At 56.3% G+C, this 14,468-nt stretch carries 12 protein-coding genes and 2 pseudogenes; 7 read left to right on the top strand and 7 right to left on the bottom strand.

Annotated features, from left to right (window positions below):
- Positions 1-89 precede the first annotated feature (89 nt).
- Together rhaT and U869_RS29460 are read left to right on the top strand one after the other, a co-directional pair.
- Positions 90-1,124, top strand: a complete 1,035-nt coding sequence (rhaT, locus tag U869_RS0116570) for an L-rhamnose/proton symporter RhaT (protein WP_025121364.1) — start codon at positions 90-92, stop codon at positions 1,122-1,124.
- A 10-nt stretch (positions 1,125-1,134) separates the two neighbouring features.
- Positions 1,135-2,559, top strand: a pseudogene (locus U869_RS29460) (arabinose isomerase).
- 3 nt (positions 2,560-2,562) lie between these two features.
- On the opposite strand, the gene rhaR reads toward U869_RS29460, so the two are convergent.
- On the bottom strand, positions 2,563-3,402 hold the full coding sequence (gene rhaR, locus U869_RS0116560) for an HTH-type transcriptional activator RhaR (RefSeq protein ID WP_029987679.1): 840 nt from the start codon (positions 3,400-3,402) through the stop codon (positions 2,563-2,565).
- Between the two features lie 84 nt (positions 3,403-3,486).
- Positions 3,487-4,308 (bottom strand): annotated as a pseudogene (gene rhaS / locus U869_RS29455) (HTH-type transcriptional activator RhaS).
- Between the two features lie 323 nt (positions 4,309-4,631).
- Between rhaS and rhaB the strand changes: the two are divergent.
- From rhaB to rhaM, 5 genes are all read left to right on the top strand, one after another.
- Positions 4,632-6,101: a rhamnulokinase gene (gene rhaB, locus U869_RS0116550; protein ID WP_029987677.1), complete on the top strand. Its 1,470-nt coding sequence runs from the start codon at positions 4,632-4,634 to the stop codon at positions 6,099-6,101.
- On the top strand, positions 6,098-7,354 hold the full coding sequence (locus U869_RS0116545; RefSeq protein WP_025121362.1) for an L-rhamnose isomerase: 1,257 nt from the start codon (positions 6,098-6,100) through the stop codon (positions 7,352-7,354). The genes rhaB and U869_RS0116545 overlap by 4 nt, the downstream gene beginning before the upstream one ends.
- A gap of 10 nt (positions 7,355-7,364) precedes the next feature.
- Positions 7,365-8,189: a rhamnulose-1-phosphate aldolase gene (gene rhaD, locus U869_RS0116540; RefSeq protein WP_025121361.1), complete on the top strand. Its 825-nt coding sequence runs from the start codon at positions 7,365-7,367 to the stop codon at positions 8,187-8,189.
- A 67-nt stretch (positions 8,190-8,256) separates the two neighbouring features.
- A complete protein-coding gene (fucO, locus tag U869_RS0116535; RefSeq protein WP_025121360.1) occupies positions 8,257-9,405 on the top strand; it encodes a lactaldehyde reductase in 1,149 nt (382 codons plus the stop codon).
- A 16-nt stretch (positions 9,406-9,421) separates the two neighbouring features.
- A complete protein-coding gene (rhaM, locus tag U869_RS0116530) occupies positions 9,422-9,736 on the top strand; it encodes an L-rhamnose mutarotase (protein ID WP_025121359.1) in 315 nt (104 codons plus the stop codon).
- 83 nt (positions 9,737-9,819) lie between these two features.
- Here the strand turns inward: rhaM and U869_RS0116525 are convergent, their stop codons facing one another.
- The 5 genes from U869_RS0116525 to secB form a co-directional block, all read right to left on the bottom strand.
- Positions 9,820-10,275 (bottom strand): N-acetyltransferase, encoded by a 456-nt coding sequence (locus tag U869_RS0116525; protein ID WP_025121358.1) that lies wholly within the window; start codon positions 10,273-10,275, stop codon positions 9,820-9,822.
- A gap of 99 nt (positions 10,276-10,374) precedes the next feature.
- Positions 10,375-11,877, bottom strand: a complete 1,503-nt coding sequence (locus U869_RS0116520; protein WP_025121357.1) for a PLP-dependent aminotransferase family protein — start codon at positions 11,875-11,877, stop codon at positions 10,375-10,377.
- A 101-nt stretch (positions 11,878-11,978) separates the two neighbouring features.
- Positions 11,979-12,800: a serine O-acetyltransferase gene (cysE, locus tag U869_RS0116515; RefSeq protein ID WP_025121356.1), complete on the bottom strand. Its 822-nt coding sequence runs from the start codon at positions 12,798-12,800 to the stop codon at positions 11,979-11,981.
- Between the two features lie 98 nt (positions 12,801-12,898).
- On the bottom strand, positions 12,899-13,918 hold the full coding sequence (gpsA, locus tag U869_RS0116510; RefSeq protein ID WP_025121355.1) for an NAD(P)H-dependent glycerol-3-phosphate dehydrogenase: 1,020 nt from the start codon (positions 13,916-13,918) through the stop codon (positions 12,899-12,901).
- Positions 13,918-14,388, bottom strand: a complete 471-nt coding sequence (secB, locus tag U869_RS0116505) for a protein-export chaperone SecB (protein ID WP_025121354.1) — start codon at positions 14,386-14,388, stop codon at positions 13,918-13,920. The genes gpsA and secB overlap by 1 nt, the downstream gene beginning before the upstream one ends.
- Positions 14,389-14,468 lie beyond the last annotated feature (80 nt).

Here is a 14,468-nt window from a genome sequence, read left to right as displayed (position 1 = left end):
AAGGTTCCTTCCCTGGTGTCTCTTTAGACTCCCTGTTCATCCGTGGTCTCTGCGTTCAACCTCACCACGCCAACAACAAGGATAACAAGATGAACAACGCCATTCTGCTAGGGATACTCTGGCACCTGGTCGGGGCAGCCAGTGCGGCCTGCTTCTACGCCCCCTTCAAGCAGGTCAAAAACTGGTCGTGGGAAACCATGTGGTCGATCGGCGGCTTCGTTTCCTGGCTGATCCTGCCTTGGGCCATCAGCTATCTGCTGTTACCGGACTTTTGGCAGTATTACGGCTCATTTAGCGCCGCCACCCTGCTGCCGGTATTCCTGTTCGGCGCCATGTGGGGGATCGGCAATATCAACTACGGTTTGACCATGCGCTACCTCGGCATGTCGATGGGCATTGGCATCGCCATCGGCATCACGCTGATCATTGGCACCCTGATGACACCGCTGTTGCAGGGACGCTTTGAGCTGCTGTTCGGCACCGCGGGTGGCCGCATGTCGCTGGTGGGCGTGTTTGTCGCACTGATCGGCGTGCTGATCGTCAGCTACGCAGGTTTGCTGAAAGAGCGAGCCATGGGCATCCGCGCCGAGGAGTTCAACCTCAAGAAAGGGCTGGTGTTGGCGGTGATGTGCGGTATTTTCTCCGCCGGGATGTCCTTCGCCATGGACGCGGCCAAGCCGATGCATGAAGCCGCCGGAGCACTGGGCATCGATCCGTTGTACGTTGCCCTGCCGAGCTATGTGGTGATTATGGGCGGCGGCGCGCTGATCAACCTGGGCTACTGCCTTATCCGCCTGGCCACCCTGAAGAATATCTCGGTGAAAGCCGATTTCTCCCTGCCGAAAAAACTGCTGGTCGCCAACGTCCTGTTCTCGATGCTGGCCGGGCTGATGTGGTATCTGCAATTCTTCTTCTACGCCTGGGGCCACGCCAAGATCCCGGCGCAATACGATTACATGAGCTGGATGCTGCACATGAGCTTCTACGTGCTGTGCGGCGGCATCGTCGGGCTCCTGCTGAAAGAGTGGAAATGCGGCACCAGAAAGCCGGTGGCCGTATTGTGTCTCGGTTGTCTGGTGATCATCCTGGCGGCCAACATTGTGGGTATGGGTATGGCATCTTGAGGAACGAAAAATGAACAGTTCGTTGAATATCTTGCTGTTTGGTATCGGGCTCGACACTTACTGGCCGCAGTTTAGCGGTCTAAAGCCTCGCCTCGAGGGCTACCTCGAACAGATCGCCAAACGCCTTGCCGCCGACCATCGGGTTCAACGCGGTGGGCTGGTGGATTCGGTAGCCGCCGCCGATGCGCTGCTGGCACAGACTAGCCATCAACCGGTAGACGTGGTGGTGCTGTACATCAGCACCTACGCACTTAGCGCCACCGTATTGCCGCTGGTACAAGCCTTGGGCAAACCCGTATTGGTATTGGCGCTGCAACCTGAAACCGGTTTGCCCTACCAGAAAATACGCGCCATGACCGATCGCGGCGATCGCACTGGCGAATGGCTTGCCCACTGTCAGGCGTGCAGCGCTCCCGAATTGGCCAACGTATTTAATCGCGCCGGGATCGATTACCAATTGCTGGTAGGTGCATTGCAGGGCGATCCGCAAGTTTGGCAGGAACTGGATAACTGACTGACCGCCTTTGCGCTGCGCAATGCGTTACGCACCACGCAGATCGGCCTGCTGGGCCATTATTACGACGGAATGATCGACGTCTACAGCAACCTGACCAACCTTTCTGCCCGGCTTGGCGTGCGTTTCAAACCGCTGGAAATGTGCGAACTGAATGTTCTGCGCCAGCAAAGCACTACTGCGCAAATCCAGCATAAACGAGATGAGATGCGCCACGCCTTTGTGGTGGATGAGCTTTGTTCCGAAGCGGAACTACAACGTGCCGCCCATACCGCCTGCGCGCTGGAGCAACTGGCGGAACGACATCAGCTTGGGGCACTCGCCTATTACTACGAAGGGCAAAACGGCAATGATTACGAGAATATCGTCACTTCGCTGATCGCCGGTAACACCCTGCTGACCCAAAAAGGCATTCCGGTCGCTGGGGAATACGAAGTCAAAAATGCGATCGCCATGAAGATCTTCGCTCTGTTAGGCGCTGGTGGCTCCTTCTCCGAACCTTACGGCATCGAATTCGAGGATGATGTCGTGCTGTGGGGTCACGACGGACCGGCCCATCCACTGATGGCCGAAGGCGATGTACGGCTGGTGCCACTACCGGTGTACCACGGCAAGCCAGGCTGCGGCGTTTCGATCCAGATGTCGGTGAAGAACGGCCCGGTCACCTTCCTGTCGGTCGTTGAGGAGCGTAACGGCGACGTGGTATTGCAGTATGCCGAGGGGCTCTCGGTCGCTGGGGAAACGCTGGATATCGGCAATACCAACAGCCGCTACCGTTTCAGCCTGGGTGCCAGAGCCTTTACCCGCGAGTGGTCATTGGCAGGCCCGGCTCATCACTGCGCCATCGGCATTGGCCATCAGGGAGATCGGCTGGAGAAGCTCGCGCAGGTATTGAATATCCGTACACATCGCATCGCCTGACCGCTAGGCGATAAACCGCTGGCGATACTCGCGCGGGGTCATTCCGGCCTCGCGCGTGAACACCACTGAGAAATAGTTACTGTCTTCAAACCCGCAGCGCGCGGCAATATCGCTGATGCGGTATTCGCTACGGCGCAATAAACTCTTGGCCTGGCATAAGCGGAGCTGGCGCAGGTAGTGATTGACGGTCATGCCGGTTTGCTGGCGGAACAACAGCTTCAACGCCCGTTCGGTCAGTTGGTGCTGCTGGCAAAATGCCGGTAGGTCAAAGTCGCCGTCGATACCGCCTTGCAATGCCGCCATCAACAAATCCAACTGCTCCCCATCCGGCAACATGTGCACGCAGTCCACCGCATAGCGATAACGTTTGAGCACGATCGCCAGCTGTAACAGCAAGGCTTCGGTTAACTGAATCGATAACGAGTCGGTTTTGCGGCTCTCTTGTGAAAGCTGGGCGATAATCGGCCGGGCCAGCGCCATACCCTGGGTTGAGAGCCGCCAATAGCATTCGCTGGTGGCATCAAACGGCGGCAGCAGGCTCTCCCACTGGGCATTCAACCGCAGGCGCTCCGGGCAGTAGATAATATTATCCAACACCAGATCGTTCACCGACTCATAGCTGTGGCAATCGCTGGCGCGGATATAAAAAATATCCCCGCAGGTGATCCGGTAAGGACGATCGTTGAGAATGTGCAGACCGTTACCGCGCCAAACGATAACGATCTCGCAAAACTGGTGAGTATGGGTGGCAAATCCCTCCTGGGGATAGCGCTCCGCCACGGCCACCGGCATCTGTACGGAGGGTAGATAATCGTGGCTCTCTAGCAGTAATGTTTCCCTCATCTCACACCTTTCCTGGTTGGCACGACTGGCATTATTGCCGAACCTCCGGTGAGGAAAATTGACGCAGTCGTGATTTTCACACCGCTAGCGCATGCCACGCAGCGCACGCGGCGGGCAGGTAAACTCGCGCTTGAACAGCGTCGAAAAATGGTTACTGTCGCCGAAACCGCAGCGAAAAGCGATATCGGTGATACTGCTATCGCTGTGACACAGCATATGGCGGGCCTGTAACAAACGCAGGTGGGTCAGGTAGCGCTGCGGCGTCATGTTGGTGTGCTGTTTCAGTTGCCGGTGCAGCGTGCGCAGCGGGATGGCAAAGCGATCGGCCAGTTCAGGCCATTCGATCGGCTCAGCATAATGGCCCTGTAACCAGTCCAACAACTGATGCAAACGCCCTTCCTGATCGTCCCCCTGTCACGCCAGGCAACCTTGCCACAGCTGCACCAGCAACTGCATAAACACGCTTTCATGCAGCGCAATCTCTTCTGGCCGATCGCCCGTCGGCGCATCCACCAGCAGCCCAATCAGCCCTTTGACCTGTTGTAACACCTGCTGGCTGATACGCCAATGGGCCGGATAGACGCCATCGTCCTCACGCGGCAGAAACTGCTCCACGCCGGAGACAAAACGGAAGGCGTCCGGCGCGCGGAACAGAATATTGGTCAGGATCAGGCCGTCGGTCTGTTCAAACAGGTGGCGATCGTGATCGCGCACAAAACAGACGCAGCCGCTGTTCAAGGTATAAGGGTTGCCATTAAACACATGCACCCCAGCCCCCTGCTCGACAATCACAATTTCGTAAAAATCATGATGATGTTCTGGAAAAGCCTGCTGCGGCTCGCGGGGTTCGATCACCACGGGCGCGCTACAGGAAGGGAAAAAGTCGCTACTGTGCAATAGATCCATCTTGCCCCCAGAGCTTTGGCGCGGCGGGATTACCGCGCAACGTCGGTTATCGATAGTAAGAGCAGCGCCCGGTAACAAACCTTAAGTTTTTGACCAAAAAGCGCGCTTAAGCTGCGCGTTTTTTAAGAAAGCACTAGCAATGTTGAGAAATGCGTACAAGGTCACAGCCGGACGAAAAACGGCCCGAATCGCAAACTGTGAGCTACTTCACCTTTACCTTTGCCATTTTGCCAACCCCCCTCTGGCGTTGGCAGTGGTGAGAAGGCTCGGACAGCGGCAACTTTCTACACTGCTCGCCATCAAGCAATCACGGGCTTTCTCTCATGACTATTCGCAATACTGTCGCCATCGACCTTGGAGCCTCCAGTGGGCGAGTGATGCTGGCGAGCTATCAATCGGAACAGCAACAACTTCAACTGCGTGAGGTCAGCCGCTTCACCAACCGTTTGCAGCACCAGGCCGGACAAGACTGCTGGGATCTGGATGCGCTGGAACGGCATATCCGCCAGGCGCTTGAGCAACTTGATGCCGAAGGTATTCGCCTTGATAGCATCGGCATCGACACCTGGGGCGTGGATTTCGTACTGCTGGATGCGCAAGGTGAGCGGGTCGGCCAGGCCGTTTCCTACCGTGATGCCCGCACCCAAGGATTGATGGCAAAAGCCCAGCAGGAACTGGGTCGCAGCAATATCTATCAACGTACCGGCATTCAATTCCTGCCTTTCAATACGCTGTACCAGTTGCGGGCCCTGCGTGAACAGCAGCCTGAACTGTTGGAGCGTGTGGCTCACCTGCTGCTGATCCCGGATTATCTGCACTTTCGCCTGACGGGGGAGCTGAACTGGGAATACACCAACGCCAGCACCACTCAGCTACTTAATATTGAGAGCGATCAATGGGATGAAGAACTACTGGCCTGGGCAGGCGTTCCCGCCAGCTGGTTTGGCAAACCGACGCCTCCGGGTAATCGTGTCGGCTATTGGACCAGCGCCAGTGGCCAGCAGATCCCGGTCATTGCGGTAGCCACTCATGACACCGCCAGCGCGGTACTAGCTACACCACTGCAAGATGCCAATGCCGCCTACCTCAGTTCCGGTACCTGGTCGCTGATGGGCATCGAAAGCCCAATCCCGGTGGTTCACCCAGCCTCACTGGCAGCCAATATCACCAATGAGGGCGGTGCCACTGGCTATCGGGTACTGAAGAACATCATGGGCCTGTGGCTGCTACAACGTGCCACTCGGGAACTGAACATCAGCGATCTGCCCGCCCTGATTGCTCAGGCGGCCCAACAGCCAGCCTGTCGTTCACTGGTTAATCCCAATGACGATCGCTTTATCAACCCGGCCAACATGTGCCAAACCATTCAGGACAGCTGTCGCGAACGCGGGATGCCGGTACCGGAAACCGCAGCCCAACTGGTGCGTTGCATCTTCGACAGCCTCTCTATGCTCTATCGCCAGGTCGCTCACGAACTGGCAACGATGCACGGCCGCCCACTCAGCCATCTGCATATCGTCGGTGGCGGCAGTCAAAACCATTTTCTCAATCAGCTGTGCGCCGATGCTTGCGGGCTGGCCATCAGCGCCGGTCCGATCGAAGCCTCAACCCTGGGCAACGTTGGCTGCCAATTAATGGCCTTGGACGCGGTCACCGACATTGGGCAATTCCGCCGCATCGTGGCGCAGAACTTCCCGCTACAACACTTTACCCCTCGCGACAATCCAGACTTTGCCGCCCACTGGTCGCAATTTCAGTCGTTGAGTCAATTACCTAAGGAACTTTGCATATGAAAAGCTCTATCGATCAAGTCTGGGAACTGGCAAAACAGCGCTTTGCCGCCGTTGGTGTGGACGTTGAGGCCGCTATCAGCGCGATGGAAACCCTGCCGGTGTCGATGCACTGCTGGCAAGGGGATGACGTGGCCGGGTTCGAAAATCCGGAAGGCTCTCTGACCGGCGGCATTCAAGCGACCGGCAACTACCCCGGCAAAGCGCGTAACGCCAAAGAGCTGCGTGCCGATCTGGAGCAGGCACTGGCGCTAATCCCTGGGCCGAAACGCCTGAACCTGCACGCGATCTATCTGGAATCCGATACGCCGGTTGCCCGTAATAAAATTGAGCCGCGCCATTTTAAAAACTGGGTGGAGTGGGCCAAACAACACCAACTGGGACTGGATTTCAACCCATCTTGCTTCTCACACCCGCTGAGCGCCGACGGTTTTACGCTGTCTCACGCCGACCCGGAAATTCGTCAGTTCTGGATTGAACACTGCCAGGCCAGCCGCCGCGTGTCTGCCTATTTTGGCGAGCAGCTCGGTACGCCTTCAGTGATGAACATCTGGATCCCGGATGGCATGAAAGATACGCCGATCGACCGCCTGGCGCCGCGCCAGCGTCTATTGAGCGCGCTGGATGAAGTGATTAGCGAAAAACTCGACCCGGCACACCATATCGACGCGGTGGAAAGCAAGCTGTTCGGCATTGGCGCAGAGAGCTACACCGTCGGCTCCAACGAGTTTTATCTTGGCTACGCCACCAGCCGCCAGACCGCACTGTGTCTGGATGCGGGCCACTTCCACCCGACCGAAGTGATCTCCGACAAGATCTCCAGCGCCATGCTGTATGTACCGCGCCTGCTGCTGCACGTTAGCCGCCCGGTGCGCTGGGACAGTGACCACGTGGTGTTGTTGGACGATGAAACGCAGGCGATTGCCGGTGAGATCGTGCGCAACAACCTGTTCAACCGCGTACATATCGGCCTGGACTTCTTCGACGCCTCCATCAACCGCATCGCCGCCTGGGTGATCGGCACCCGTAACATGAAGAAAGCCCTGCTGCGTGCGCTGCTGGAGCCGACCGAGATGCTGCGCAAGATCGAAGAAAACGGCGATTACACTGCACGACTGGCCCTGCTGGAAGAGCAGAAATGCCTGCCATGGCAAGCCGTGTGGGAAACCTACTGCCAGCGTAACGATGTCCCGGCGGATGCCAGCTGGCTCAACAACGTACGCAATTACGAACAACAGATCCTCAGCCAACGTTAAGGGTAGCGCAATGCAACAGATAGTTTCTTCCTGGTTCGTCCAGGGCATGATCAAGGCCACCAGCGACATGTGGCTCAAGGGCTGGGATGAACGCAACGGCGGCAACGTCAGCCTGCGGCTTTCGGCGCAAGATGTTGAGCCTTTCCGTAACGATTTTGTGGCCGATCCGCGCTGCGTTGAGCTGACGCAACCGGCCACCGAACTGGCCAACTGTTGGTTCCTGGTCACCGGTTCAGGCAAGTTCTTCCGCAACGTGCAGTTGGCGCCGCAAGAGAACCTGGTGCTGCTGCAACTGAACCACAACGGTACCGCCTACCACATTCACTGGGGGCTTTCGCAGGGAGGCTTCCCAACGTCAGAACTGGCGGCCCACTTCCAGTCGCACATCGTGCGTATGAACGTCAGCGGCGGCAGCGATCGCGTCATCATGCACTGCCACGCTACCAACCTGATCGCCCTGAGCTTTGTGCAGGAACTGGATAACGCCAGCTTCACCCGTCTGCTGTGGGAAGGCAGCACCGAGTGCCTGGTCGTGTTCCCGGACGGCATCGGCATTGTGCCCTGGATGGTGCCAGGGACCGACGGCATCGGTACTCAGACCGCCGAGCAGATGCAGGAACACAGCCTGGTGTTGTGGCCGTTCCACGGCATTTTCGGCTCTGGTCCAACGCTGGATGACGCCTTCGGCCTGATCGACACCGCAGAAAAATCGGCAGAAATCATGGTGAAAGTGCTGTCGATGGGCGGCAAGAAGCAAACCATTTCCGGCAGCCAACTGACCGCACTGGCCAAGCGCTTTGGTGTGACACCACTGGCCGCCGCGCTCAAGGATTGAGAGATCGGTGCCCTGCGTCCGCTGCGGCGGGCGCAACACAACGGTTTCCCTTTTCAGGAGCAATACTATGAGTTTCATGTTGGCATTACCGAAAATCAGTTTGCACGGCTGTGGCGCCATCGAAGATATGGTCAAGCTGCTGGCGCAAAAGCAATGGGGTAAGGCGCTGATCGTCACCGACGGTCAGTTGGTTGAACTCGGCCTGCTGGACGGACTATTCAAGGCTATGCAGCAGCATGCGCTGCCTTATGCCATGTTCAATGAGGTGTTTCCCAACCCCACCGAGGAGTTGGTGCAACAAGGCTGGCAAGCGTTCAAACAGCAGCAATGTGACTACCTGATTGCCTTCGGCGGCGGCAGCCCAATCGATACCGCCAAGGCGATCAAAATCCTGACCGGCAACCCCGGCCCCTCGACTGCCTATTCCGGCGTTGGCAAAGTCAAACACCCTGGTGTCGCCTTGGTCGCCATCAATACCACTGCGGGTACCGCAGCCGAGATGACCAGCAATGCGGTGATCATCGACAGCCAGCGCCACGTCAAAGAAGTGATCATCGACACCAACATCATCCCTGATATTGCCGTGGACGATCCGCAGGTGATGTTGGATATTCCCGCCAGCGTCACCGCCGCCACCGGGATGGACGCGCTGACCCACGCGGTTGAAGCCTATGTTTCCGTGGGCGCCCACCCGCTGACCGATCACTCGGCGCTGGAAGCCATCCGTCTGATTAGCACCTGGCTACCTGCCGCCGTGGATGATGGCAAGAACCTGCAAGCGCGGGAAATGATGGCCTATGGGCAATATCTGGCGGGAATGGCGTTCAACAGCGCCGGGCTTGGTCTGGTACATGCTTTGGCTCATCAGCCTGGCGCGACCCACAATCTGCCGCACGGAGTCTGCAACGCGATCCTGCTGCCAGTGATCGAAGAGTTCAATCGGCCGAATGCCGTTGCCCGCTTTGCTCAAATTGCACAAGCTATGGGTGTTGATACGCAAGGCATGAACGAAGAGCAGGCCAGCCATCAGGCAATTGCCGCCATTCGTGCGCTGTCCTTGCGCGTGGGTATTCCGGCCGGTTTCTCGGCGCTGGGTATCAAAGAGGCCGATATCGAAGGCTGGTTGGATAAAGCTTTAGCCGACCCATGCGCCCCATGCAACCCACGCACGGCCGATCGCGAGCAGGTACGTACGCTCTATTTGGCCGCGCTGTAACCTTCAAGGAGGCCCCATGATCCGTAAAGCTTTTGTGATGCAGGTAAACCCGGACGCGCATGCCGAATACCAGCAGCGCCACAGCCCGATTTGGCCAGAGTTGGAGCTGGTATTGAAAGAGCATGGCGCACACCACTACTCCATTTTTCTGGATGAGACACGCAACCTGCTGTTTGGCTATGTGGAGATCGAATCGGAGGAGCGCTGGAATGCAGTGGCTAACACCGACGTCTGCCAGCGCTGGTGGCAACATATGGGCGACGTGATGCCGAGCAATCCGGATAATAGCCCGGTCAGTTCACCGTTGCGTGAAGTGTTTTATCTGGAGTAATTAACCGTCACAAGGACTACTCCGGCTCAATACGGGGCGCAGCATGCGGCGCCCCTACGGCTCGGCGTCTTTTTAATGCAGTGTTATTTCTTGCTATAAATAATAAATGACGTTCTTTGGCCAATTTTATCGTACAGCGAACGGGCAGAGGAATTAAACTCCTGGGTCATCCAGTAAACCCGGCTGCTTTCTCTTACTTCCGCTTGTTTATAGGCTTCGTTAAATAAGCTTTCGGCCACGTTTTTTCCCCGTGCACTTTTATCAACGAACAAGTCTTCAATGTAACAATAGTTGGTATCGCTCCATGTTGAAGCGTGATAAACCAGGTGCATAAAACCTAAGATCTGCCCCTGGTTATTAACAGCAACCAAGCCAACCAATTCCTCTTTTTGGCAGAGTTTGCTAAAGGTTTTGTCGCTGATTTCAGGGCTGACATCGGCACGATAAAAGTGCAGATACTGCTGCCACAAATTCTCCCAGCCCAGCTTGTCTGTCGCGCATATGTCCCTGATGGTAATATTATTTTTGGTGTCTAACATGTTCTTATCCTTGCATTATCAAAGTGTCGCAAGTATAGACGACGCCCTAGTACAAGGTTAATGGACCAATTAAGGATAGACACTGGACCATTGTAACGACTAACTCTCTGCCTCATTTAAACAGAACGTTAGCAGGCGGGAAAATTGCTCGACGTTATGGGCGATCTCAATCGGATCCAGCGCCGCAAAACCCAGCAGCCAGCCAGATAAGGGGATCTCCTCAGTACAAAACTCGGAGATGCCTTTAAGGGTTAAATGATACTGCTCAGCGCGCAGGGAAACCGCCCGCTCCAACCGTTTATTCTCTACTTGGCAAAGGATCTGCAAACCGCAATTCGGCACCATTACCTGTACCTTTTCACCACAATGCCGAGTTATCTCATTAATAAACAACGCCGCGCGCGAAGAATATATCTTCTTCATGGTTCGGACATGCTCTCGGTAATGCCCTTGCATAATAAATTTGGCCAACGTGCGCTGTGTGATGCCCGAAACCTGGCTATCCGTATTCCCACGTGCGGTGGTCATCGGTTTTACCAAGGCTTCAGGCAAGACCATATAAGCGACGTGCAGATCCGGGAATAAGGTTTTGCTGAAGGTGCCCATGTAAATGGTGCGCTGATGGGGATCTAACCCCTGCAAACAGGCCGTCGCAATGCCTTGGTAGTGAAACTCGCTGTCATAGTCATCCTCGATGATCCACATGTCGCGTGATTTCGCCGCCTCAATTAATGCCAGACGCCTTGCCAGCGGAAGTGCTCGCCCGGTCGGATATTGGTTAGAAGGAGTAACATAGACAAATCTGGCGTTAACCGGTGAGCCAATTATTTCGTCGGTGCAGATCCCCTGATCATCGACGGCAACCGGAACAGGTTTAAGCTGGGCCGCCCGGAAGGCTTTAATCGCCCCGGTATAGCCTGGATTTTCGATAAAAACGGCGTCTTCAGCATCCGCCAGCACCTGCGCACATAGAGACAGTGACTGCTGGGTACTACTCACAATCAGAATTTGATTGGCCAGCGCTTTCACGCCCCGTTCGACCAACAGGAAGTCGCAAATCGCCTCGCGCAGGTGAATATTGCCCTGCAAGTCGCTGCCCGCCGAGATAGACAGCCCCTCTTCCTTGACGGTCTGCTGATAAAGCCTGAGCCAGGTATGGATCGGAAAGTTACGCGTTTCTGGCATACCGGGGCTAAATGCCCGGTGAGGAATATGGCCGCTCAGCTCAGATCTGGCATGCTGTGACGATCTCCGGCTCAGTGTGGCAAGGCCAGCGGGGATGGCTGCACGCTCGATGGTCAGGCCAAGTAAGGGTTGCTGGCGTTGTGCGACAAAGCTTCCCCTGCCCACTTCTCGGCACACATACCCCTCGGTTTCCAACGCCGAATAACAGTTCTCAACGGTGCCTCTGGATAGCTGGAGCGATGCTGCCAACGCACGGCTGGCAGGTAAACGATGGCCAGCAATGAACTCACCCTGTTGGATCATGGTTTTGAACGCGGTGGCCAGCGCAGCGGTTAATGAAACCTCTGGGATCGTTTGCTTGGCGAGATTTTTTTGCAGCAGGAGAGTCTGGAGCTGCGATTCGGTCAAACAGTTCAAGGGGCAGCTCCACTCAGAGAAATAAATGACAAACCGCCCTGTGATATAGCTACCACATAGCGGTTTACATCCGGTTTGGAGATACTACAGCAGGGAGTTGCTCAAATACCGTCGCCGTACTCAAACCCATGGTTGGCACCGTTGAAGTACTGGTCCATATCCATCGATGGCGTGTCGCTTTCCGGTCGTCCGACAATACGTGCAGGCACGCCTGCGGCGGTGGTATGAGGGGGTACGGGTTGCAGCACCACGGAACCTGCACCGATCTTGGCCCCTTTCCCCACTTCGATATTGCCGAGGATTTTAGCCCCCGCGCCAATCATCACGCCTTCGCGGATTTTCGGGTGGCGATCGCCGCTGGTTTTGCCTGTCCCGCCCAAGGTTACCGATTGGAGGATGGAGACGTTATTCTCCACCACGGCGGTTTCACCGATCACGATGCCGGTGGCATGGTCGAGCATAATGCCGCAACCGATGGTGGCCGCCGGGTGAATATCCACCCCAAAAGCGACCGAGATTTGATTTTGCAGGTAGATCGCCAATGCCTGGCGGCCCTGCTTCCACAGCCAATGGCCGATGCGGTACGACTGCAAGGCATGGAAACCTTTCAGGTACAGCAGCGGCGTGGAATATTTATCTACTGCGGGGTCACGCAGCCGCACCGCCAGAATATCGCGGGCCGCTGAGACGATCATTTGTGCGTCGGAACGATAGGCATCTTCCACCACCTCTCGCACCGCAATCGCCGGCATGATTGGATTGGCCAGTTTGTTCGCCAGAATATAGCTGAGCGCACTGCCCAGATTTTCATGCTTGAGCAAGGTCGCATGGAAAAAGCTAGCCAGCATCGGTTCACAATCTGCCAGCGCTCGCGCCTCTGATTTAATATTGCTCCAGACCTGTTCTAACTCTTCTGACGACATCGCTTCCTCTCTGCCAAAACGGACCACCCCGCCTTATCCCGGCAGAGCAGCCTAATCAAATTGTCGCGGCGCGATCCATTGCTGGATCGCAGCCAAGGTCAGGCACTGTGCTTTTCGTCTTTCTTGGTACGCCCAAGCAGGCTTAACGCGGCCTCGCGGGCATTTTTATCACAGTACAACACCTGATAGATCTGCTCGGTGATCGGCATTTCCACGCCAAAGCGCTGCGCCAGTGCCAACACCTCTTTGGTATTGCGATAGCCTTCAACCACTTGGCCGATGGTATCCTGCGCTTCCTGCACGCCCTTGCCTTGCCCCAGCATAATACCGAAACGACGGTTGCGCGATTGATTATCCGTGCAGGTTAACACCAGATCGCCCAAGCCAGCCATGCCCATAAAGGTGGAAGGATCGGCACCCAATGCAGAGCCGAGACGGCTCATTTCCGCCAGACCACGGGTGATCAATGCGGTACGCGCGTTGGCACCAAAACCGATACCGTCGGACATACCGGCACCGATGGCAATCACGTTCTTCACCGCCCCGCCCAGCTGTACCCCGATGAAATCCGGGTTGCTGTAAACGCGGAAGCTTTTGCCACAGTGCAGCAACTGCTGTAAATCTTCGGCAAATTGCTCGTCGGTAGCCGCCAAAGCGATGGCCGTTGGCAACCCGGCTGCCAGCTCTTTGGCAAACGTCGGCCCAGACACAACCGCCAGTGGGATGTCATCCCCTAGCGCTTCGCGGGCCACGTCTTGCAACAGCCGCCCCGTTTCCGCTTCCAGGCCTTTGGTGGCCCAGACAACCCGGGCATCCGGGCGCAGATGAGGTTTTAACTGTCGCAATACATCACCAAACACATGGCTAGGTACCACCACCAGCACATCACGGCTGGCCGCTAGCGCACGAGCAAGGTCGGTTTCAAGCAACAAGGTATCGGGGAATGGGACGTCGGGCAGGAATGCCTGATTGCAACGATCGCGCTGCATAATCTGGATCTGCTCGGGGTTATGCCCCCACAGCACGACCGGGTGGCCATTACGCGCCAGCGTAATGGCTAAAGCGGTGCCGTACGAGCCGGCACCGATTACAGTCATTGAAGCATTGACGGTGTTCATCAGGCATCCTGATGAGGTTCGGCAGTTTCGCCTTCGGCCTGCTGCTGCAAATAGCTCATGAACAGCGCATCAAAGTTGACCGGTGCCAGGTTCAGCTGCGGGAAGGTACCGCGAGAAACCAGGCTGGTGATGCACTCACGCGCATACGGGAACAGGATGTTCGGGCAGTATGCACCCAGGCAATGTGCCAGTTGCGTGCCTTCGATACCGGAGATAGAGAAGATACCTGCCTGCTGAACTTCACACAGGAATGCCGTTTCTTCACCCAGAGAAGCAGTGACGGTGACGCGCAGTACCACTTCATAAACGTCGTCTGCCAGGTGGCTGGAAGCCGTATCCAGATCGAGCTTAACTTCTGGCTGCCATTCCTGTTGGAATACCTGCGGAGCGTTTGGCGCTTCGAATGAGATATCCTTGGTGTAAATGCGTTGGATCTGGAAAGCCATCTCTGTGCTGTTTTGTTCTGACATGTGTGTAATACCCTTGGTTAAATATCCTTATAGACACTCAGTGGTCGCAATACCCACATCTTGGCAGTGGGACCGCCGCT

Origin of the sequence: Serratia sp. H1w (assembly GCF_000633355.1) — a bacterium.
Lineage (GTDB): Bacteria > Pseudomonadota > Gammaproteobacteria > Enterobacterales > Enterobacteriaceae > Chania.
This window is presented reverse-complemented; position numbering and strand designations above follow the sequence as displayed.

What these genes read in the sequence shown, in the direction of transcription:
- rhaT (WP_025121364.1), top strand. Translation starts at nt 90, where the DNA reads ATGAACAACGCCATTCTGCTAGGGATACTCTGGCACCTGGTCGGGGCA.
- rhaR (WP_029987679.1), bottom strand. Translation starts at nt 3,402, where the DNA reads ATGAGGGAAACATTACTGCTAGAGAGCCACGATTATCTACCCTCCGTA.
- rhaB (WP_029987677.1), top strand. Translation starts at nt 4,632, where the DNA reads ATGACTATTCGCAATACTGTCGCCATCGACCTTGGAGCCTCCAGTGGG.
- U869_RS0116545 (WP_025121362.1), top strand. Translation starts at nt 6,098, where the DNA reads ATGAAAAGCTCTATCGATCAAGTCTGGGAACTGGCAAAACAGCGCTTT.
- rhaD (WP_025121361.1), top strand. Translation starts at nt 7,365, where the DNA reads ATGCAACAGATAGTTTCTTCCTGGTTCGTCCAGGGCATGATCAAGGCC.
- fucO (WP_025121360.1), top strand. Translation starts at nt 8,257, where the DNA reads ATGAGTTTCATGTTGGCATTACCGAAAATCAGTTTGCACGGCTGTGGC.
- rhaM (WP_025121359.1), top strand. Translation starts at nt 9,422, where the DNA reads ATGATCCGTAAAGCTTTTGTGATGCAGGTAAACCCGGACGCGCATGCC.
- U869_RS0116525 (WP_025121358.1), bottom strand. Translation starts at nt 10,275, where the DNA reads ATGTTAGACACCAAAAATAATATTACCATCAGGGACATATGCGCGACA.
- cysE (WP_025121356.1), bottom strand. Translation starts at nt 12,800, where the DNA reads ATGTCGTCAGAAGAGTTAGAACAGGTCTGGAGCAATATTAAATCAGAG.
- gpsA (WP_025121355.1), bottom strand. Translation starts at nt 13,918, where the DNA reads ATGAACACCGTCAATGCTTCAATGACTGTAATCGGTGCCGGCTCGTAC.
- secB (WP_025121354.1), bottom strand. Translation starts at nt 14,388, where the DNA reads ATGTCAGAACAAAACAGCACAGAGATGGCTTTCCAGATCCAACGCATT.